Raw genomic sequence first — 22,244 nt, 5'->3', positions numbered from 1 at the left:
TCCTTGAAATCACATCGAACTTAACCTTTGGGTGCAGACCCCGCCAACAATTCCTGGGTGCGTGTGTCCACTGCTTCGCGCAGGGCTTTGCCCGGCTTGAAATGGGGCACGCGTTTTTCAGGAATCGCCACGCTTTCGCCGGAACGCGGGTTGCGTCCCATGCGAGGCGGGCGACGGTTGATCGAAAAACTGCCAAAGCCCCGCAACTCAATGCGGTGCCCGCGCACCAGCGCGTCGCTCATCGCGTCAAGAAGCGTCTTGACAGCGAACTCGGCGTCGCGGTGCGTGAGCTGCCCAAAGCGGGCAGCCAGCTCTTCGACCAGGTCTGAACGGGTCATCAGTTGTTGTCGAGCTTAGCGCGCAACAAAGCGCCCAGGCTGGTGGTGCCAGCGTTTTCGCTCTTCGACTGTTGTGACAAGGAAGCCATGGCTTCTTGTTGGTCCACAGCGTCTTTGGCTTTGATAGACAACTGGATGTTGCGGGTCTTGCGATCCACGTTCACCACCACAGCAGTCACTTCGTCGCCGACTTTCAACACGTGGCTCGCATCTTCCACGCGGTCGCGTGAAATTTCGCTGACGCGCAAGTAGCCGACGATGTCTTCGCCGAGGTCGATTTCAGCGCCCTTGGCATCCACAGTCTTGACCTTACCGGTAACGGTTTGGCCTTTGTCGTTGATCGACACGAAGGTGGTGAAGGGGTCTGAGTCGAGTTGTTTGATACCCAAGCTGATGCGCTCGCGGTCCACGTCCACAGCCAAGACCAAAGCCTCAACTTCTTGACCCTTCTTGTATTCGCGCACGGCGTTTTCGCCGGTTTCGTTCCAAGACAAGTCAGACAAGTGAACCAAACCGTCGATGCCGGCAGCCAAGCCCACGAACACGCCGAAGTCGGTGATCGATTTGATGGGGCCCTTCACGCGGTCGCCGCGCTTGGTGTTTTGAGCGAAGTCTTGCCAAGGGTTAGCTTTGCATTGCTTCATGCCCAAGCTGATGCGGCGCTTGTCTTCGTCGATCTCGAGGACCATGACTTCGACTTCGTCGCCCAAGGACACGATCTTGGAAGGAGCGACGTTCTTGTTGGTCCAGTCCATTTCAGAGACGTGCACCAAGCCTTCGATGCCGGGTTCGAGTTCCACAAACGCGCCGTAGTCGGCGATGTTGGTGATCTTGCCGAACAGGCGAGTGCTTTGTGGGTAGCGGCGGTTGACACCCATCCAAGGATCGTCGCCCATTTGCTTGAGGCCCAAGGACACGCGGTTTTTCTCGGTGTCGAACTTGAGGATCTTGGCCGTGATTTCTTGACCCGCTGTGACCACCTCAGATGGGTGACGCACACGACGCCATGCCATGTCGGTGATGTGCAACAGGCCGTCGATGCCGCCCAAGTCCACGAATGCACCGTATTCGGTGATGTTCTTGACCACGCCGTTGACGATAGAGCCTTCTTTCAAAGTCTCCATCAACTTGGCGCGCTCTTCGCCCATCGAAGCTTCCACCACAGCGCGGCGTGACAACACGACGTTGTTGCGCTTGCGGTCGAGCTTGATGACTTTGAATTCCATGGTCTTGTTCTCGTAAGGAGACAAGTCTTTGATCGGACGTGTGTCGATCAATGAACCAGGCAAGAAGGCGCGGATGCCGTTGACCAACACGGTCAAGCCACCCTTGACTTTGCCGCTGGTCGTGCCAGTGACAAATTCGCCAGATTCCAGAGCTTTTTCCAAGCTCATCCACGATGCCAAACGCTTGGCAGTGTCGCGGCTCAAAATGGTGTCGCCGTAGCCGTTTTCAACGCTACCGATCGCAACTGACACGAAGTCACCCGCTTGGACTTCGAGCTCGCCCTTGTCGTTTTTGAATTCTTCGATTGGCACATAAGCTTCGGACTTGAGGCCAGCGTTCACGACGACGTGGTTGTGTTCGATACGAACCACTTCAGCGGTGATCACTTCACCTGTGCGCATTTCGGAGCGCTTCAGGGATTCTTCAAATAGGGCGGCAAAAGATTCAGACATTTATTTCCTTTGTCTTATCACGGGAAAGAGGGCAGCACGATTGCTGCGCCACATGAGGCCTGCGATAAGCGGTGGTGTGTGGCGTGAGCCACGGGTTAAGTTTTAGATCCGTTGGGCCAGTGCGCCAATGCAGCGCGAGAGGAGCCAAACGGGCCAAGGGCGCAGCCCTGTCAAAGAACTTTGCAGCTCTATAAAAAGGGTTGCTTTGCTTGCCACCACGTCAACACTTGGTCTACCGAAGCTTCGATAGAGAGCGAAGAGTTGTCGAGTTGGAAAGCATCTTGTGCCGCTTTCAAGGGTGCCACGCTGCGCGATGAATCGCGTGCGTCGCGTGCCTCTAAATCGGCGCGAAGACTGTCGAGTGTAGTCGAAATACCCTTTGAAATCAATTGCTTATGACGACGCTCGGCGCGCTGCGCGGCGCTGGCGGTCAAAAACACTTTCAAAGGCGCATCAGGGAAGATGACGGTGCCCATGTCACGGCCATCGGCCAAGAGGCCAGGCAGGCGCTGGAAGCTGTGCTGCAAAGCCACCAAAGCAGTACGAACAGCAGGTAAAACAGACACTTTAGAAGCATTCATGCCTGCTTGTTCGGTGCGAATGGCGTCGCTCACGTCTTCGTTACCCAACCACACGGTGTCGCCTTCAAAGCGCACGGGCAGGGTGCGGGCGAGGTCGGAAATGCGGGCTTCGTCGTTGGCTTCTAGCGACAGACCAGCTTTCAGCGCTGCATAGGCGGTCACGCGGTAGAGCGCACCTGAATCGAGGTAGTGGTAGCCCAAGGTCTGTGCCACGCGGCTGGCCAAGGTGCCCTTGCCCGAAGCGGTGGGGCCATCGATGCAAATGACAGGAATGTCTTGGGCGTTGGCGTGGGCGACCGAGAACAAGGCCTCAAAGTAATCGGGAAAAGTTTTGGCCACACACTTGGGATCTTCAATGCGAACCGGCACTTGGTCTGCATTGAAAGCAGCGAGCGAGAAGCACATGGCGACGCGGTGGTCGTCGTAGGTGTGGATGCTGGCGGCTTTCCATTCTTTGGATGGGAGCGGGTAAACCGTGATCCAGTCCGGGCCTTCTTCCACTGTCGCCCCGAGCTTGCGGCATTCAGTCGCCATGGCCACGATGCGGTCGGTTTCTTTCACACGCCAGCTGGCAATGTTGCGCAGCGTGGTGGGGCCGTCGGCATACAGGGCCATCACGGCCAAGGTCATGGCGGCATCGGGGATGTGGTTGCAGTCGAGAGTGATGCCTTTGAGTGGCCAAGCGCCACGCTTGATTTCAAGCCAATTGGGGCCGCTGGTGATCTTTGCGCCCATTTGTGCGGCGGCGTCCATGAAACGGATGTCACCTTGGATCGAGTCTGCGCCCACGCCTTGAATGCGGATGCCGTCACCCTCAGCGATGGCACCCAACGCGATGAAGTAGCTGGCTGAAGAAGCATCCGCTTCGACGTGAATCGTGCCCGGCGACTGGTAGCGACTGCCTGCCGGAATCACAAAACGCTCCCAGCCCTGGCGCTCGATGGCGATGCCGTAGCGTGCCAGCAGGTTCAAGGTGATCTCGATGTAGGGCTTGCTGATGAGTTCGCCCACCACTTCAATGGTGATGGCGCGGTTTTGCGCTGCCAGCGGCAAGGCCATCAGCAACGCTGTCAGAAATTGGCTCGACACATCGCCACGCACGGGGATGGGCTTGTCCAGTTGCAGTGCTGGGTTGCCGATGTGCAGGGGCGGGTAGCCCTCGTTGCCAAGGTAATCGATGGCGCAGCCCAGTTCGCGCAGGGCGTCCACCAAATCGCCGATGGGGCGCTCGTGCATGCGGGGCACGCCCTTGAGCGTGAAGTCGCCCCCTTGAACTGCCAGCGCTGCCGTGAGCGGGCGCATGGCCGTGCCGGCGTTGCCCATGAAAAATTCGATGGCCTCGGTGGGCCATGTGCGTCCGCCCAGACCGGTGATGGTCACGGTGGTGCCTTGCACGTCGACGCCGCAGCCGAGTTGACGCAGTGCGGCCAACATCACACGGGTGTCGTCGGAGTCGAGCAAGTCGTGGACCACGGTGGTGCCTTGGCACAGCGCCGAGAGCAACAACACGCGGTTCGAAATGCTTTTAGAGCCGGGCAGGGTGACGGTGCCAGAGGCGCCTTGCAGCGCGGGGAGGTCGAGGAAGGCGGTGGAGAACATCTATTTGTCTTCAGAAGCTGTGTTGCAAGCGTTGCCCGCTTGCAGCGTCCAAGCCGAGCGCACATCGCTGGCTTGTTGAATCAGGTGTTGCAAGGCTGCGGTGTCGCCTTGCTTCAAGGCGGTTTCAAACTGGTCAAGTGCCGTGCGAAAGTGTGCCACTTGGGTGAGCACTTCTGCATGGTTGGCACTCAAGATGTCGCGCCACACCGATGCGTCGCTGGCGGCGATGCGTGAGAAGTCTCTGAACCCTGGCCCAGCCATGTCCAAGAAGGCCGCACCCTGCGGCTGCGCCATGAGCGCATTGACGGCGGCAAAAGCCAGCATGTGTGGCAAGTGGCTGACGGCTGCAAACGTGGCGTCATGCGCCTCGGGCGTCATGGTGCTCACGTGGCTGCCCACCGCTGTCCACACGTCGTGCGCGGCTTGTAAACGATGGATGCCTGTTTTGGTAAGTGGCGTGAGGATGGTGCGGCGCTCTTGGTACAGCGTGCGTTCAGCGTGTTCGATGCCAGCTACTTCTTTGCCCGCAATCGGGTGGGCTGGCACAAAGCAACTCAGACGTTCGCCCAAGGTGGCTTGTGCGGCGGCAATCACATCGCATTTGGTGGAGCCCACGTCCATCAACAAGGTATTGGTTTGCAGCACATCGCGCATGGCGGCAAAGCTGCTGTGCATGGCACCCACGGGCACGGCGAGTAAGACAAGGTCTGCGCCTTGCACGGCTTCAGCCACACTGGCGCAGGCTTGGTCGATGACTTTGAGTTCAACCGCGCGTTGGCGGGTTTTGTCGGAGGCGCTGAAGCCAACGATGGTTTGCACCAAGTCTGCTTCGCGTAAGGCGAGCGCGAACGAGCCGCCCATCAGGCCACAGCCGATGAGGGCAAGCCGCTGAAACTTCATTCTGAGACGGGGTAAGAACCCAAGACTTTGTAAAACGCGCACAAGCCTTGCAGCTCTTGCAGCGCTGCCGCCACATGGGGCTGACTGACGTGGCCTTGGATGTCGATGTAGAAGTAGTACTCCCACTGACCCGATTTGGCGGGGCGTGACTCAAAGCGCGTCATGGACACGCCGTTGTTTTTGAGCGGCACCAACAAGTCGTGCACGGCACCCGGGCGGTTGGGCACCGACACCACCAAGCTGGTGCAGTCGTTGCCCGATGCGGGGGGCGTGGCCAAGGTTTGCGGCAGCGCGATGACGGCAAAGCGCGTGCGGTTGTAGGCCTCGTCTTGAATGGCATGGTGCACGATGTGCAAGCCAAACTGGCTGGCCGCACGCTCGCTGGCCAAGGCGGCCCATGTGGGGTTGGTGGCCGCCAAGCGCGCGCCTTCGGCATTGCTGGCCACGGCACGGCGTTCGACGTGCGGCAAGTGTTGCGACAACCAGCCTTGGCATTGGGCCAAGGCTTGCGGGTGGGCCATGACCACTTCGATGCCTGCGTCTGAGTTGATTTGACGCATCAAGTTGTGGCGCACCAGCAGGCTGACTTCGCCCACCACATGCACGGGCGAGCGCAAGAACAAATCGAGCGAGCGGGCCACCACGCCTTCGGTGGAGTTTTCCATGCCGACCACGCCGTATTGGGCTGTGCCTGCGGCGGTGGCGTGGAAGACTTCGTCGAAGTTGGCGCAGTAAATCAGGTTGGCGGCGCTGCCAAAAAACTCGATGGCGGCTTGTTCGCAAAACGTGCCTTGCGGCCCAAGCACCGCCACACGCTGGGGTGCTTCAAGGGCTAAACAAGCCGACATGATTTCGCGCCAGATGGACGCAATGTGCTCGTTCTTCAACGGACCTGGGTTGGCTTGGGTGATCTTGTCGATCACTTGTGCCACGCGGTCGGGGCGGAAGAAGGGTGAGCCTTCGGCGCGTTTGATTTCGCCGACTTGTTCTGCCACTTTGGCGCGGTCGTTGACCAGCTGCAGCAGTTGTTTGTCGAGCGCGTCGATTTGCACGCGCAACGCGCCGAGGGCGTCAGACTGAATGGGTTGTTGGCTCATGACGGTTTTAAGCTTGTGTTTTTTCAAACGCTTGCATGTAGCTCACCAGCGCTTGCACGCCTTCGATGGGCATGGCGTTGTAGATACTGGCGCGCATGCCGCCCACCGACTTGTGGCCTTTGAGTTGCAACAAACCTGCGGCTTTGGCGCCGGTCAAGAACGCGTCGTTGCGCGACTCGTCGGCCAAGAAGAAAGGCACGTTCATGCGCGAGCGGCAGTCGTGCGCGACCTTGTTGCTGTAGAAACTGGAGCTGTCTAAGAATTCATACAACAGCTTGGCTTTGGCGATGTTGCGCTGCTCCATGGCCGCCACACCACCTTGGCGCTTCAGCCACTGGAAGGTTAGGCCTGCCATGTAGATGCTGTACGTGGGCGGCGTGTTGTACATCGAGCCGTTGTCGGCCACGGTTTTGTAATTGAAGGCGCTGGGGCAAACTTTGAGCGCGTGGCCCAACAAGTCTTCGCGCACCACCACCAGCGTGACGCCAGCGGGGCCAATGTTCTTTTGTGCGCCACCAAAGGCCACGCCGACTCGTGCCCAATCGACGCTGCGCGACAGCACATGGGACGAGAAGTCGATCACCAGCGGTGCGTCAGAGCCCAAGGCTTTGAGGTCGGGCAGGGTGTGAAACTCCACGCCGTGGATGGTTTCGTTGGTGCACACATGCACGTATTGCGCGCCAGGGCTGAGCTGCCATTGCGCGGGGGCGGGCAGGGTGGTGAAGTGGGTGTCAGCACCGGTGGCGGCCAAATGCGGTGTGCAGTATTTGGCTGCTTCTTTGTACGACTTCTCGCTCCAACTGCCCGTCACCACCACATCGACGGTTTCGCCGCGTGAGAGGTTCAAGGGCACGATCGCGTTTTCAGCCAAGCCACCCCCTTGCATGAACAAGATTTTGAAATTGGCGGGCACAGCCAACAGCTCGCGCAGATCGGCTTCGGCTTGTTCGTAAATGCTGATGAACTCTTTGCCGCGATGGCTCATTTCCATCACGCCCATGCCCGAGGGACGGCCCTGAGCATCAGGCCAGTTGGTCATCTCAGAGGCCGCTTGCTGCAACACCTCCAGCGGCATCGCCGCTGGACCTGCAGAGAAGTTAAAGGGGCGGTTCATGCCTGAATCAACCTTCGTTGGGTGCGTCTGTGCCGCCTTCAACGCTGCCGTCTTCTGCGCCTTCGCTGAAGTGCGCGTTGGCATCGTTTTCGACAATGCGTTGCAAGCCGCTGAGCTTGGCGCCTTCGTCCAAACCAATCAAGGTCACGCCTTGTGTGGCGCGGCCCATTTCCCGAATTTCGGCCACTCGGGTACGCACCAACACGCCGGTGTCGGTGATGAGCATGATTTCGTCGTCGGCTTGCACCAAGGTGGCCGCCACAACTTTGCCGTTGCGTTCAGACTGCTGGATGGCAATCATGCCTTTGGTGCCACGGCCGTGGCGGGTGTATTCGCTGATGTTGGTACGCTTGCCGTAGCCGTTTTCGGTGGCGGTCAACACGCTGGCGCGTGCAATGCTATCGTCAACCACAGTGTTGGGATCTTCTTGCTCAGACACCAACATGGCGATGACGCTTTGTGATTCTTCAATCATCATGCCGCGCACACCGCGGGCGCTGCGACCCAAGGGACGCACGTCGTTTTCGTCAAAGCGCACGGCTTTGCCGCCATCGCTGAACAACATCACATCGTGTTTGCCATCGGTCAGGGCTGCGCCAATCAAGAAATCACCTTCGTCCAAGTTGACGGCGATGATGCCGCCCTTGCGTGGGTTGTTGAATTCGTCCAGCGAGGTCTTCTTGACCGTGCCCATGGAGGTGGCCATGAACACAAATTGGTCTTCAGGGAAGGTGCGTGCTGCGCCGGTGAGGGCCAAGACCACGTTGATTTTTTCGCCCTCTTGCAAGGGGAACATGTTGACGATGGGGCGACCGCGTGAACCGCGTGAACCCGCAGGCACTTCCCACACCTTGAGCCAGTACAAACGGCCACGGTTGGAGAAGCACAGCAAATAGTCGTGCGTGTTGGCGATGAAGAGCTGGTCCACCCAATCGTCTTCTTTGGTTGCCGTGGCTTGCTTGCCGCGACCGCCGCGTTTTTGCGCGCGGTACTCTGACAAAGGTTGGCTCTTGATGTAGCCGCTGTGGCTGAGCGTGACCACCATGTCGGTGGGGGTGATCAGGTCTTCGGTGCCCAAGTCTTGGGCGTTGTGCTCAATCACGCTGCGGCGTGCGCCAAGCTTGCTTTGGCCGAATTCGTTTTTCACCACTGTTAGCTCGTCACCAATGATGGTGGACACGCGCTCTGGCTTGGCCAAGATGTCGAGCAAGTCGTCGATCTCGGCCATCACGTCTTTGTATTCGTTGACGATCTTGTCTTGCTCAAGACCCGTCAAGCGTTGCAGACGCATCTGCAAAATTTCTTGGGCTTGGGTGTCGCTCAAACGGTACAGACCATCGCTGCCCATGCCGAATTCTTTTTCCAAGCCATCGGGACGGTAGTCGTCGGCGTTGATCACGCCGCCATCTGCACGGCTACGGGTGAGCATCTCGCGCACCAGTTGGCTGTCCCAAGACTTGGTCATCAACTCGGCCTTGGCCACAGGGGGCGTAGGCGCGTTGCGGATGATGCGGATGAACTCGTCGATGTTGGCCAAAGCCACGGCCAAACCTTCCAGCACATGGCCGCGCTCGCGGGCTTTGCGCAGGGTGAAGATGGTGCGGCGTGTGACCACTTCGCGGCGGTGACCCAAGAACACCGCAATCAAATCGCGCAAATTGCACAACTTGGGCTGGCCATCAATCAAGGCCACCATGTTGATACCGAAGGTATCTTGCAGCTGGGTTTGTTTGTACAGGTTGTTCAACACCACCTCAGGCACTGCGCCGCGCTTGAGTTCAATCACCAAACGCATGCCCGATTTATCGGATTCGTCTTGGATGTGGCTGATGTCTTCAATCTTCTTCTCGTGAACCAACTCGGCCATGCGTTCTTGCAAGGTCTTTTTGTTCACTTGGTAAGGCAGCTCGTCCACGATGATGGACTGGCGCTGGCCTTTGTCGATGTCTTCAAAGTGGCACTTGGCGCGCATGACCACGCGGCCACGGCCTGTGCGGTAACCGTCTTTGACGCCGCTAATGCCGTAAATAATACCGGCGGTCGGGAAGTCTGGCGCAGGGATGATTTCCATCAACTCATCGATGGTGGCTTCTGGGTTGCGCAACATGTGCAAACAGGCGTCCACCACTTCATTCAAGTTGTGCGGCGGGATGTTGGTGGCCATACCCACGGCAATGCCGGAGGATCCGTTGACCAGCAAGTTAGGAATCCGGCTTGGCAACACCAACGGTTCTTTTTCAGAGCCGTCGTAGTTAGGGCCGAAATCGACAGTTTCTTTGTCGATGTCGCTCAACATTTCGTGAGCGATTTTGGACAAGCGGATTTCCGTGTAACGCATGGCCGCCGCGTTGTCGCCGTCGACCGAGCCGAAGTTACCTTGGCCGTCTACCAACATGTGGCGCAACGAAAAGTCTTGGGCCATGCGAACGATGGTGTCGTACACCGCGCTGTCGCCGTGCGGATGGTATTTACCAATCACGTCACCCACGATACGGGCTGACTTCTTATAAGGACGGTTCCAGTCGTTATTGAGCTCGTGCATCGCGAACAGGACGCGGCGGTGTACTGGCTTTAAGCCGTCACGCGCATCGGGGAGGGCGCGGCCCACAATCACGCTCATGGCGTAATCTAGGTAGCTGCGACGCATCTCCTCTTCTAGGCTGATGGGCAAGGTTTCTTTGGCGAACTGGGTCATGAAAGAGGCCGTAAAGCAGGAAACCGAACATTTTAGGCTGATAAGTCGACCTCCCACTTGTGGCAGCCATGCAACAGCTTTCTGTTTACCTTGTTATGAGTAGAAGTAGTGTGTTTGGGTTATGGCACAATATTTCCAAGCGTCATAGGTAAAAGTACCTGGACTGCCTGAATTCGCAGAGTGGTCTGCGGCTTATAAATCCCTCAGAGGTGAATCATGAAAAACTTGAAGAACTTGGCAGCTTTTGTTGCTACCGCTGCTTTGGCAACTGCTGCTATGGCTCAAAACGTTGACAACTGGCGTAACGCTTCAGGCGACGTGTGGAAAAACTCCACAGGTTTGTGCTGGCGCGATGCCAACTGGACTCCAGCCACTGCCGCTCCTGGCTGTGATGGTGCTGTTGCTGCTACGCCAGCTACCGCTCCTGCTGCTCCTGTTGCTGCCGCTTCTAAAGTGACATACGCCGCCGACGCATTCTTTGACTTTGACAAGTCTGTGTTGAAGCCAGCTGGCAAGGCTAAGTTGGATGACTTGGTTGCTAAAGTCAAAGGTATCAATTTGGAAGTCATCATCGCTGTGGGTCATACTGACTCTATCGGTACAGACGCTTACAACCAAAAATTGTCAGTGCGTCGCGCTGAGTCTGTGAAGGCTTACTTGATCTCTAAAGGCATCGAGAAGAACCGCATCTACACCGAAGGTAAAGGCGAGAAGCAACCTGTTGCTAGCAACAAGACCAAAGAAGGTCGCGCTAAGAACCGTCGCGTTGAGATCGAAGTTGTGGGCACCCGCAAAAACTGATCTAACCTGATCTAAAAAAGAAACCCCGCCTCGGCGGGGTTTCTTTTTGCTTGAACGACAATACATGCCATGCAAACCTCTGCCACTCATACCAACGTTGATCAGGCCGAATTGGCCAAATTTTCAGATCTCGCCCACCGTTGGTGGGACCCTGAAAGTGAATTTCGTCCATTGCACCAAATCAATCCCCTCCGTCTAGAGTGGATCAACAGCATTGCTCCGTTACAAGGCAAAAAAGTGCTGGATGTGGGGTGTGGGGGCGGCATTTTGACCGACGCCATGGCGCGTTCGGGTGCTCAAGCTTTGGGCATTGATTTGGCGACCAAGTCACTCAAGGTGGCGCAGTTGCATGCTTTGGAAGCGCAAACGCCCAACGTGCAATACCGTGAAGTGGCCGTGGAGGCTTTGGCTGCCGAACAACCAGCAAGCTTTGATGTGGTGACCTGCATGGAAATGCTGGAACACGTGCCAGATCCATCGTCTATCGTGCGTGCCTGTGCGCGGTTGGTCAAACCCGGTGGCTATGTGTTTTTCTCGACACTCAACCGCAACGCTAAATCATTTTTGTTTGCCATCGTCGGGGCCGAGTATGTGTTGAACATGTTGCCTCGCGGCACACATGAGTACGCCAAGTTCATCCGTCCCAGCGAGCTGGCGCGTGATTGCCGCGAAGCTGGCCTTGAGTGGCAACACACCCGAGGCATGGAATACAACCCACTGACTCGCCGTTACTGGTTGAGCGCTGACACCAGCGTCAACTACTTGGTTGCCACACAAAGGCCTCTGTGATGCTGAAGAATATTCGTGCAGTGCTGTTCGATTTGGACGGCACTTTGATTGATAGTGCCCCAGACCTGGGCGCTGCTGCCGACAAAATGCGCACAGACCGTGGCATGCCCTCGCTGCCCTACGAGTTGTACCGTCCATTGGCTGGTGCTGGCGCACGTGGCATGCTCAAAGTGGCGTTTGACATGACGCCTGAGCATCAAGACTTCATGGTCATGCGCGAAGAGTTCTTCGCCAACTACGAAACAGCCATGACGGTTCGCACTTATGTGTTTGACGGCGTGGATGATTTGATCGAGCACATCCAGTTGCGCCAAATGCCTTGGGGCGTAGTGACCAACAAAATGGCACGCTTTACCGACCCGCTTACACAGGCCATGCCTTTGTTCGCCAGCGCACGTGCCATCGTGAGTGGCGACACCACACCGCACCCTAAGCCACATCCTGAACCACTGTTTGAAGCCGCACGTCGCTTGGGGCTCCCACCAGAAGTGTGTTTGTATGTGGGTGACGACGAGCGTGACATTGCTGCGGGTCGTGCCGCAGGCATGCCCACAGTGGCCGCCACCTACGGTTATTTGGGCGAAAAGACCGATATCAGCACGTGGGGTGCCGATTTACGCATAGATTCTCCAAATAAGCTCTTGCAATTGCTGGCAGAGGCCTAAAATAGGAGACTTGGGGCTGCACTGGTTTCGACATGGGTTCGGACGCGTGGCAGGGCATGTCGAGGTTCTGATCCTCGTTAATCTTCGGAAAAAAAACTAACTGCAAACGACGAACGTTTCGCACTCGCCGCTTAATCCGGTGAGCCTTGCAACAGTTGGCCGATAGGCTGGGTTAGGGGGTCGCAAGACTTCCTAGCTGCAAGGGAAAACATATGGGCTGGCATCACCTCGGGTACCTTGAGGTGGTGTGAGAAAAAAGGGTACTGGCTGGGTGCGTAGCGTGTCGCTGCGCGACGCACACGGCGAGACTCAAATCAGACGACTACACATGTAGAACTGTACGAAAAAGGCTTGTGGACGCGGGTTCAAATCCCGCCAGCTCCACCATACACGGGGGACAGAACTTTCTCTGTCCCCCTTTTTCTTTGCTTCAAAGCCCTGTATTTGCGGGCTTTCGGCTCATTGCTTGTGGACACACTCGGTCACGTTTCCGTGGTTTCTGGTCGTTACAGGTGAATTTCTCTCTCTTTTCTCTTCAAGCTTGTGGACGTGTCCATGAGCTGAGTCCAGCATTTATGCGGGTTTGAGTTGACGAGTTTGACCTTCTGATTGGTCGGGCAAAGGGGACTTAAAGGCAAGATAGAGAAATTTTTGGACTAAGATTTTTAGGCGAGGTTTCGACCTAAATCCGAGGTTGGACTTCGTGGTGCGCATGACCGCTTAGCAGCGATTGGAGCCGATGAGTTCTGCTAGGCGTCCTTACGCTGATTTCCCGAAAGCGGGCGTTGTGCGCGGCGACCGGTGCTGGTCTGTTTGGCGCCTGTGCGAGGTATAGAGGTCGTAGTACTTCTGCGACCCAGCAGGCGCCGCGCCACCGACCGCTTCCTCATAACCTAGACTAGTGGTCTCGAACTAGAGCGGGCGTCCAGAGGAACTGAGAAAGCCTTCGGCCCATAAAACCTCCTTCGCGTTCCGCCGCCTTAAACTAAAGCATGGCCGACGCGTATCACTATCCCCCAGAGCTTCTATCCCTTCTGGTCGACACTGTTCCTCTTCTCTGCAGAAGCAAGAACGATGTCATCGTTTTTTTCAGAGGTGCGGGCTCACCAGAAAATCTCCTGAAGCCTCTCGTAGATCAGCTTCGAGCTGATGCAAAGTCGTTAAACAAGTATCAGATTGCTCGAACGGTGATCGAGGGATTGAATGCCCGAGGTGATTCCACACTCGCACCTCGCCGTGAGGTCATCAAACGAGTGGTGGAGTTCGAAGACTTCACATCTTGTTGGCCCGAGGATCAACTTAAGGCAAAGGGCGCCGTCTCAGAGGTACGCCGCATCGTAAATGTCAAAGACTCGTTTACGCGCATGAAACAGGAGCGCGACAACGAGAAGTCAGAAGCGCTTGCGGCTGCGCAGGTAGCGCGTGCTGCTGCTCTCTCGCGCAAAAAGGCGATAGGGGAACTACGAGACCAGCTTTTCGCGCTGTTTGCGATGGACGATAAGCCACAGGTACGTGGAAAACAACTCGAACTTGTGCTCAATGGTCTGTTTCGCGCCTACGGCGTACTAGTGCACGAGGACTTCAAGAGACGAGACCCCGATTCAAGCACCGTTCTTGAACAGATCGACGGCGTTATCGTCTTGGATGGCACCATCCATCTTGTCGAAATGAAGTGGCTGAAAGATCCGGTGGGTATTGCAGACTTCTCGCCGCATTTAGTACGGCTTTTTGGTAGAGCCAGTGCAAGTGGGATATTCATCTCAAACAGCGATTTCACACAGCCTGTACTTAAGGAATGTGCGAATGCTCTGAACCAGCGAACGATGTTTCTTTGTTCGCTACAGGAAATTGTTATGCTTCTGCAAAACGAAGCCGATCTACTCGCCTTGCTTCGAAAAAAGTCGCAAGCTGCTGTTGTTGCAAAACAGCCGTTCCTTCGGGTCGTCTAGCGGTAAAGCCAAACTCGCTCAAGCGGCGCGCCAAGGGCAGGCCACCGAGTCCCGCTTTGCTCGAGCACTGAACTGCCGTTTCTCCGCCTGAGAATCGTCCGCTTCTGGCCGGGTCCTGGATTCCCAAGGGGGGCAGCAAGGTGCCGTTGGCCGGCAGGACCACCATGCTGAGCAGCATTGCATCCAAACTGCGAAGCTGAGTCCGAAGTCCCGGACTTCTGGTAGGTTATAAATGGTTCCCTTAGCCCCTCTGAGCGGTGGCATGGGCCCCGCCGTCATAGTTCATCCGCGCTGAGATCGGTCTAGCTGGCCGCGCGGGTGTGAGTATGTTCCGTAGTTGAAGGATATATCGCATGACGCGTTTCGCCGAATGGTGCACGGAGGTCGTTGTTGGGTGCAGTGCGCCGCATAGCCACACGATGCTGACCGCAGATGCATCGAAGTTTGATGCGTCGGTCGCCATCATGGCAGATGTGATGCCAGATCATTTTTTGCCGCCAAGCCGGCTGGCCGAGATGTTCGCTCGCCTGCAGCGGCACGAAGTTGCGGAGTTAATTAAGAACAGGCTGCCGGAAAGCGCGCAGCTCAAGTCTGGCGATCTCGGCGAGGTGTTGTGCACTACTTTCGTCCGTGAGAAGACGCCGTTTACGCTGGGCATCAACCGTCTTCAGTTCAAAGACCACCGAAACATGTCGATGCGGGGCGACGACATGTTGGGTTTTAACTTGAACCCCGTGACCGGCAAGCTCACTTTGCTGAAGGCGGAGTCCAAGAGCAATGCAACCATGCCTGCTGCCACCGTCGCGAAGGCACGAGAGGCGCTGTCTGGCTATGGCGAGCTGCCGTCGCCTCATTCAATGGGATTCGTTGCAGACCGGCTGACAAACCCTGCTGACAAGCCCTTGCGGGACGCAATCGACGACGCCCAGTTGAAGAAGTCGCTGAAGCCCAGCGATGTTACGCACATGCTATTCGCCTTCACGGGCAACGACACGACCACTCTGTTGCAATCCAACTTGAGCGGCTATGCCGGGGGCTCGGTCCAGCACTATGTCGGGCTACGGGTCGCTGAGCATCAGAAGTTCATCAAAGCCGTCTTCGCGGCCGCGGGGGCCTGATGGCATCGACATTGGAGGAACTGCGCTCCAACATTCGTGAAGCGGTTGGGGCGGGTTACCGTCAACAGTTGCTGGCCAGGGGACAGGCGCGCGGCATGATTTGGCGCACGGGGGAACTGCCTATAGATGCGCCGAATTTCAGCCCGCTCCTTTCGGAAGACCTTCTCTCGTTCGGCTACTCTCTGCTACTCCATGGCCTGCGGTATCTGGATCTGGGCGGCGACTTTGAGACTGCGCGCCAAGCCTTCGAGATTGCGGCGGAGTCGATCGAGGCGGTCGTCGCGCGAGGGCAGTTGGACGAGACGCGAGACTTCCACCGTCTAGTTGCAGGAAGCGCCTACCACCTGGGGCGGTTCTCGGCGCGCGCGTACTCACTCCTCAGGGCTGACTTCGAGCAGGCCAACCTGTCGGTTACTGAGCGATGCCTCGCACAACTGGTGCTGCGGGATCTTGCTGGGGTAAACCGCGCAGTCGCTGGCTGGTTTGAGTCGGGCGCGGGTTCCGACGAAAACATCGTTGGCGCGCTGGATCCCCGTTTCGAAGTAGACGGTCAGGGGGCGTCTCTGGAAGACGGCGAAGGTATAGCTGAGGCCCTCATGCTTGGCTTAGAAGGCAACTTCATGTCGGCAATGTCTCAGACGCTGCTCGCTCTGGAGCGGGGCGAACAGCATCTCATCGGCGAAGCACAGGCGCGTCTCAGGCAGGGTCTCTCCGTTGCAGGGGACATGAACTTCGTCAGCCAGTGGTGGGTTCATCGCTTGGCGCTTTACATCGTTGACAGCCTCTGGTCGAGCAGCTTTCACGCGATCCTGCCCATGTCCGGCCCTGATGGTGCAGTCATCGGCGATTGGGCATCGTTGCGAAAACTGTTCATCACCTCACTGCTTTGCCGAGGTCGGTCGGAGATTGAGCTCTGGCCGTCCCAAATTGAAGCGGCAAAGCGTGTGCTGGAGTACGACGCCAATCTTGTGCTGTCACTGCCCACAAGCGCGGGAAAGACGCGCATCGCAGAGCTGTGCATCCTCGCGTGCGTGGCGGCAGGCAAGCGAGTCGTTTTCGTCACGCCTTTGCGTGCGCTGTCCGCACAAACAGAGGTCTCGCTGCGCCGCACGTTTAGCGCGCTCGGCAAAAGCGTCTCAAGCCTCTATGGCAGCATTGGTGCCAGTAGTAGCGATGTCGACACGCTCAGGTCGCGCGACATCGTGGTGTCGACGCCCGAGAAGCTCGATTTCGCCCTTCGGGCCGACCCGACGCTCTTGGACAACGTGGGGTTGGTGGTCCTCGACGAAGGCCACATGATCGGGCTCGGCGAGCGCGAGGTACGCTACGAAGCACAGATTCAGCGGCTGCTTCGAAGGCCTGACGCAGCTTCCCGGCGCATCGTCTGCCTTTCCGCCATCCTGCCTGATGGTGACCAACTCGCTGACTTCACCGCGTGGCTCACCGCCGACCGGCCCGACGGCCTGATCAAGAACGGTTGGCGCCCGACTCGGCTTCGATTTGGTGAGGTTGACTGGAACCAAGAGACCAAGGTCGCGCAGCTGAACGTGGTGGTTGGGGACGAGCATCCGTTCATTCCCAAGTTTGTCGTCGGAAAGAGGACGTCCAATCGTGCAAACGCTGCTATCGTCCCCGGATCGCAGACCGACCTGTGCATTTTTACGGCGTGGCGTCTGATTGAAGATGGTCAGTCTGTGCTTGTATTCTGCCCGATTCGCGTGTCGGTTATGCCGTTCGCCAACCGCATCATCAAGCTAAGCCAAGGGGGTCTGCTCCCGCCGATCATGATGCCTCCGGCCGACGCTATCGCGTCCGCATTGGCCGTCGGTGCTGAGTGGTTCGGCTCGGATCACGATATCTTGAAGTGCCTTCGCATGGGCGTGGCTGTCCACCATGGCGAGTTGCCAACCCAGTTCCGCAAGGAAGTGGAGCACTTACTCAGGGAAGGCATTTTGAAGCTCACGGTGTCGTCACCGACCCTCGCCCAGGGGCTCAACTTGGCGGCCACCAGCCTCATCTTTCACGGGCATTCCAGGCACGGTGAGGCGATCGATGAGTCCGAGTTCCGAAATGTCGTCGGTCGCGCTGGCCGCGCGTATGTCGACATCGAAGGGTTGGTGCTCTACCCGATGTTCGACGAGCACGAGAAGCGGCGAGATGCCTGGAAGCGTCTGATCCGCGGCGACAAACAACGTGAGATGGAGAGCGGAATCTTCCGACTGCTTTACTGGCTACTGGATCGCATGGCCAGGAAGCTTGGGACCAGGGACGTCGATTCCTTGCTTACGTATGTGGCAGGTCAGGGCGCGTGGAGCTTTGCGGCGTTGCCCGGGGAGCGAAAAAGATTAGCAGACGCCGCGGTTGAGGACTGGCCGCGACATCTCACCAGCCTGGACACTGCCATATTCAGCTTGCTTGGAGACGCGCAAGTTGCTGATGAAGATCTCGAGTCAAAGATTGATGAGGTGCTAACGTCATCGCTGCTGATGCGCCGGCTCGCGCGACAGAGTGAAGGTGTTCAAAGGGCGCTGCTTTCTGGCTTGAAGGCCAGAGCGAAGTTGATCTGGACCGTTTCCACTGCGGCGCAACGGCGCGGTTATTTCCTCGCCGGCGTCGGGTTTGAAACGGGGAGAATGCTGGATGAGAAGGCCGATGAGCTTGAGTTCTTGTTGCTCATGGCGAATACCGCTGTAGACGGCGGTAAAGCCGATGAAGCTGTGAAGGCGATCATCGCTTTCGCCGAGATTGCCTTCGAAATCTCCCCGTTCAAGCCGAAGTCGTTGCCGCTAGATTGGCGAAAGTTTCTGGATCAATGGCTGAGGGGAGCGCCAGTTCACGAGTTGGGGGATGACGACGCCGACGATGCGATATCCCTCATCGAGCATGCATTCGTTTACAACTTGCCGTGGGCGATGGAAGCCGTGAGGGTCCGTGCGCAGGCCCATATGACTGTTGTGGATCCATTCGACCCAGACATCGACCTGCTGCCGAATCTGGGCAGCGGCAGCGCTGTAGCTGCAGTCGAGACGGGAACGTTGTCCATTCCGGCTGCGGTGCTGATCAAGGCCGGCTTCGCGTCGAGGCTTGGCGCCATCAACGCAGTGGTTTTTACGGCCGCGGATTTCGACGACGCCCAGGGCCTGCGCGCTTGGCTTGCCTCAGACGCTGTGCTGGCTTGGAGCGCCACTCCCACCTGGCCGACCGATAACTCGCACGAGTTGTGGAAGGAGTTCACTGCCCCGCATGGAGCAGGTAACGTAGCACCGTGGACTACGACGGGCTACACCGGACCGGTCCAGTGGAGCGGTGAAGTACCGATGCCGCCCGGGATGCCCCTGCGTATTGCCGGCTCCGGACCGAAGGCCGGCGTGATTTACAGCAGCGACTACCGAGAGTTGGGCAGAGTTCGCTATCACTTCAATCAGAAGGCCGTCGGCCTCACAGTGGCAACGTCGAACGGTGCAGCAGACCAGATCATGTTCGAATACATCGGACCGAATGACCTGATTCAGTCCTGATGTACCCGCGCCGGATCTAGACATTGGTGCTCGCAGCCATCAAGGAGCCGCGAGTAGCTGAGCCTCAACGGCACCATTTGTCCTAGTTTCTCTTGCATTATTCTTGCGCTGGTGCGGCTAGACCTTAATACGGGGTCTCCTCGTTTTCAGTGCAATAAGTGACGGTACGAAAAGCTAGCACTGGCGCGGAGGTGGTGTTGGTAGATCGTTGATTTCATTGACTTTCCTGTTCACTTTCAAATCTGCGATTCGTGGCGTCAAACCGTGGTCGGTTTCATCCATTGGTGCCAGTTATCGATGCATTTGGCCGCGAAGGCAGGATTTGGTCAGCATAGCGGTCAACCGGGAAGCGAAACACACCCCGCAAGTTGATGCTCTCCAGCCTGGTGGGCGCAATCTTCCCGATCAGTTCCGGTGGAATGACCTGGCGGCGGTTCGACCAGCGATCCAGGACCGCCTGCATCTGTGAGGTATTCCACGCCATCACGATGTTGGCCATCAGGCTCAACGCATCGGCCACAGCCTGCATTTCATCGACACGTTTGGCCTGCGCCGGGCTGATCCGGCCGGTATAAATGGCGCGCTTGAGGGCGTTAACAGCCTCGCCCCGATTGAGCACCCGGCGCAACTCGTTCCTGAAAGCGTCCTTGACAAAGTAGTCAGCCAAAAACGCCGTACGCAGCAACCGCCCCAATTGCACGCCAGCCTCATAGATTGGATCGCCCTGGGCGGCAGAACCGAACCGCGCAAGAGCTGCCACCGCACTGGCATGTCCGCTCATGACCGAGGCTGCCAGGTGCACCAGACTATCCCAATGCTTTTCGATCAAAGCGACGTCGACATTGGCTTCGCACACCGCAGCGATTTCTGCGGGCACTTTGGTGCCGCGTGGCACAAAGAGGTGGCGCTGTTTGAGTTCCTTCAACCGCGGGCAAAGATCAAAACCAAGCAAACGGGCATGTGACATGGCAAAGTCGGTGTAGCCATGGGTATCCACAGCAAGCTGGCTGGTCTCCAGCTTTTCTTGGCGGATGACACCTTCAATGGCCACGCCCGCCTGGCGCTCATTGAGCACAAAGGGCTGCGCATGGAAGATGCCCCACCGGTCTTTTACATGGGAGTAGATTCCAATGGAAGGTGTGTTGCGCCGAGGATCAAGCCGGGCTTGCCACACCCGTTTGGTGGTCTCCATGCTCATCATGTCAGAAGATGCCAAATCGGACCGCCCCCAGGTGGCGGCAATCGGGTGTCGCTGCATGAATTCCAGCACAGCCTGGCAGGCCTGGCTCAGACGCCGTTCGTCCCGCGCCCAGCGCATGGCCTGGCGAATGCTGGTGGCAGACAATTGCGGAATCATGCGCGCGCATTCGACCGCAGTCAGACTGGTGCCGTGGGCCATGATGCCGGCATAGACCATCAGCAGCTCGTCGGTAGAGCGCGGCTCACGTCCGAGCATGATCCAGCTAAAGCGCACCTGGGCGTCAACGGCCAGAATCACTTCCGGCAATTGAACCTCACCGATGCGGTGATCCAAAGCCGCGCGCAGCTTGGTCACTTCTGGGTCTTCGTCCTCTGCGGGCAATGGCGACAAATGGAGTTCATCATCCACGCGCAGTACGCCACTGCGGGCTGCAGCGGCCACCGCATCGACACCGGCAGTTACTCTGGCCAGCAAAGGCTTCAAGAAAGTGGCAGCCTTGCTGGGTAACGATAGACGGGCATAGTGTTTCTTGGACTCTGCCTGCCAACGCTCGTCCGTGAAGAACAAGCGCGCACGACCCCGAAAGCTCAGGCTGTGCTCAATCCAGACCGAGCCATTGCGCACCGCGCGGCGCAGGGCAAACAGGGTGGCCACCTCCAACGCCTGAAACGCCCGTTCCCGGTCTGGGCTGGAGATCGAAACCTGCCAGATCATTCCCAGACTTGGTGCCACCACTTCAACTGGCAGCTTTCTGGATCCTTTGAGATATAAAGCTTGCAGCTTGGCAAGGTACTCGATGGCAGGATGCTCGCCGGTGGCCTGCCAGGGCAGCTTTGCAATGGCGACGAGCAACGACCGCACGGGGCGAATTCCATCAATCAATCCCTCGCGGACCAGGGAGGCCCTGCTCGGTGGTTTGCGTTTCTGGGTTTCGGTGATCAAGGCTTCAAGACGGGCACGCAACTCAGCATCTGGCACCGCACCTTGCGCGCTCAAGGCAACAAGTTCGCCGAGCAGCGTTTTGTACATTGCGGCCCAATTGACGGTAGCGGGGACATCGGCGGCAGCCTGACGCCACAGATCGGCGATCCGGCGCTGCACCATAAGGATCAACTGGTCTGTGGTGGTGAACAGGCAATACCGAAGAAAGCATGCGACCTCCACGGTGCGCGCTGGCTCTTTGATCTTGGCTCCGGCTGAGGGCGGCCTGGAGACAAGTCGGCGCGCGTAGCGGCGCAAGATGAGATCGGGGATGTCTGCCAGGTGCTTATGAACGTCCAGCGTGTAAAGCAGGTCGATGCGCTCCAGTACCTCGCTGATTTGGCGGGTTGAGTGTTTCGCCGGTGCAGCCCATAGCCAACTCTGCTGGGTTTGTCCATCTGGGCGCAGCTCTGAAACTGAGGCTCGCCAGCGATCAAGTGTTGCTGGATCAACGCTGGCGGCGATGGCGGTGCCTGTTTCAACTTCAAGCTGGGCAAGTGCCGCCGCAATCAGTGTCCGAATTGCCCGCTCGTGCACGATCACCAGCTTGTTCTTGTACAGCCATTGACGCGCCCGCACGAGTAGCTGATCGCGGTCGGCGCAGCGCGCCACTTCGTCGCGCAGTTCACGTACCAGTGAGCGGCGCTGGTGCTCGCTCATCCACTGGAATCCAAGGACCGTGCAGGCTACTTGTTGGTGATCGAATAGCGTGCGCCCGCGTTCATACATGGCTCTCAGCGAGGCGACTTCTGGTGCTGCAATGCCAAGCTCGTTGCCAAGGTGGCGCCACAAGGCTACTGGAATTACCCGAAAGGCACCGAGCAAACGCCCACTCATGCGCAGGAAACCAATATGGAGCGCCAGACCAAGCTTGTGGGAATCACCTCGGCGTGCATTGATTGCGTCGCGCTCGGCACCATCGAAGGTGAAAAATGCCTTCATCTCGAAGTCGCTGATATCGCGGGGGAGCCCACGCATCCCCAAAAACGTTGTGTGCCAACCCTGCATCGTGAACCTCAAAAGTGGGAGGCCACCATACCCGTTTACAAAGCGAACAGGAAAGTCAATGAAATCAACGGTCTACCCAGACCACCCCCGCGCCAGTGCTAGCTTTGCGTACCGTCACTTATTGCACTGAAAACGAGGAGACCCCAATACGAGCGCTGAAGACGTAGCGCATAAGACCACCGCTTGTAGGGGCGCAACCGACCGCTTCCTG

The 22,244-nt window shown here is 57.7% G+C and carries 14 protein-coding genes and 1 other RNA gene; 7 read left to right on the top strand and 8 right to left on the bottom strand.

Translation table 11 applies throughout. The features are described 5' to 3' along the window. Positions 1-20 precede the first annotated feature (20 nt). From B9Z44_RS02755 to gyrA, 7 genes are all read right to left on the bottom strand, one after another. On the bottom strand, positions 21-338 hold the full coding sequence (locus B9Z44_RS02755; protein ID WP_108357859.1) for an integration host factor subunit beta: 318 nt from the start codon (positions 336-338) through the stop codon (positions 21-23). After that, positions 338-2,017 (bottom strand): 30S ribosomal protein S1, encoded by a 1,680-nt coding sequence (gene rpsA / locus B9Z44_RS02750; protein ID WP_108357858.1) that lies wholly within the window; start codon positions 2,015-2,017, stop codon positions 338-340. The genes B9Z44_RS02755 and rpsA overlap by 1 nt, the downstream gene beginning before the upstream one ends. Before the next feature lie 188 nt (positions 2,018-2,205). Continuing rightward, positions 2,206-4,197: a bifunctional 3-phosphoshikimate 1-carboxyvinyltransferase/cytidylate kinase gene (locus B9Z44_RS02745; protein ID WP_108401663.1), complete on the bottom strand. Its 1,992-nt coding sequence runs from the start codon at positions 4,195-4,197 to the stop codon at positions 2,206-2,208. Beyond that, entirely contained in the window at positions 4,198-5,097 is a 900-nt protein-coding gene (locus B9Z44_RS02740) for a prephenate dehydrogenase (RefSeq protein WP_108357856.1), read from the bottom strand. Next, positions 5,094-6,194: a prephenate dehydratase gene (pheA, locus tag B9Z44_RS02735; RefSeq protein ID WP_108357855.1), complete on the bottom strand. Its 1,101-nt coding sequence runs from the start codon at positions 6,192-6,194 to the stop codon at positions 5,094-5,096. Before pheA ends, B9Z44_RS02740 begins: the two co-directional genes overlap by 4 nt. A gap of 7 nt (positions 6,195-6,201) precedes the next feature. Beyond that, entirely contained in the window at positions 6,202-7,308 is a 1,107-nt protein-coding gene (serC, locus tag B9Z44_RS02730; protein ID WP_108401662.1) for a 3-phosphoserine/phosphohydroxythreonine transaminase, read from the bottom strand. A 7-nt stretch (positions 7,309-7,315) separates the two neighbouring features. Further along, positions 7,316-10,003: a DNA gyrase subunit A gene (gene gyrA, locus B9Z44_RS02725; RefSeq protein WP_108401661.1), complete on the bottom strand. Its 2,688-nt coding sequence runs from the start codon at positions 10,001-10,003 to the stop codon at positions 7,316-7,318. 216 nt (positions 10,004-10,219) lie between these two features. Between gyrA and ompA the strand changes: the two genes are divergently transcribed. The 7 genes from ompA to B9Z44_RS02690 all read left to right on the top strand — a co-directional run bounded on the left by ompA (position 10,220) and on the right by B9Z44_RS02690 (position 18,843). Further along, complete coding sequence (gene ompA / locus B9Z44_RS02720; RefSeq protein WP_108357852.1) at positions 10,220-10,804, top strand: outer membrane protein OmpA; 585 nt, start codon at positions 10,220-10,222, stop codon at positions 10,802-10,804. A 69-nt stretch (positions 10,805-10,873) separates the two neighbouring features. Next, on the top strand, positions 10,874-11,593 hold the full coding sequence (ubiG, locus tag B9Z44_RS02715) for a bifunctional 2-polyprenyl-6-hydroxyphenol methylase/3-demethylubiquinol 3-O-methyltransferase UbiG (RefSeq protein WP_108401660.1): 720 nt from the start codon (positions 10,874-10,876) through the stop codon (positions 11,591-11,593). Next, on the top strand, positions 11,593-12,258 hold the full coding sequence (locus B9Z44_RS02710) for an HAD-IA family hydrolase (RefSeq protein WP_108357850.1): 666 nt from the start codon (positions 11,593-11,595) through the stop codon (positions 12,256-12,258). Before ubiG ends, B9Z44_RS02710 begins: the two co-directional genes overlap by 1 nt. A gap of 12 nt (positions 12,259-12,270) precedes the next feature. Continuing rightward, positions 12,271-12,645, top strand: a transfer-messenger RNA (tmRNA) gene (gene ssrA, locus B9Z44_RS02705). A 605-nt stretch (positions 12,646-13,250) separates the two neighbouring features. Next, on the top strand, positions 13,251-14,207 hold the full coding sequence (locus B9Z44_RS02700) for a PDDEXK family nuclease (protein ID WP_108401659.1): 957 nt from the start codon (positions 13,251-13,253) through the stop codon (positions 14,205-14,207). Positions 14,208-14,560: 353 nt separating this feature from the next. Then, entirely contained in the window at positions 14,561-15,325 is a 765-nt protein-coding gene (locus B9Z44_RS02695; protein WP_108401658.1) for a Hachiman antiphage defense system protein HamA, read from the top strand. Further along, positions 15,325-18,843 carry a DEAD/DEAH box helicase gene (locus B9Z44_RS02690; protein WP_108401657.1) on the top strand — a complete coding sequence of 1,173 codons (3,519 nt, stop codon included), beginning with the start codon at positions 15,325-15,327 and terminating at the stop codon, positions 18,841-18,843. Before B9Z44_RS02695 ends, B9Z44_RS02690 begins: the two co-directional genes overlap by 1 nt. Positions 18,844-19,117: 274 nt before the next feature. Here B9Z44_RS02690 and B9Z44_RS02685 read toward each other — a convergent pair whose 3' ends face one another. Further along, entirely contained in the window at positions 19,118-22,033 is a 2,916-nt protein-coding gene (locus tag B9Z44_RS02685; RefSeq protein ID WP_003049965.1) for a Tn3-like element IS1071 family transposase, read from the bottom strand. Positions 22,034-22,244 lie beyond the last annotated feature (211 nt).

The organism is Limnohabitans curvus (assembly GCF_003063475.1).
Lineage (GTDB): Bacteria > Pseudomonadota > Gammaproteobacteria > Burkholderiales > Burkholderiaceae_C > Limnohabitans > Limnohabitans curvus.
The sequence above is the reverse complement of the archived record's forward strand: the minus strand, read 5'-3'. Positions and strand labels throughout refer to the sequence as shown.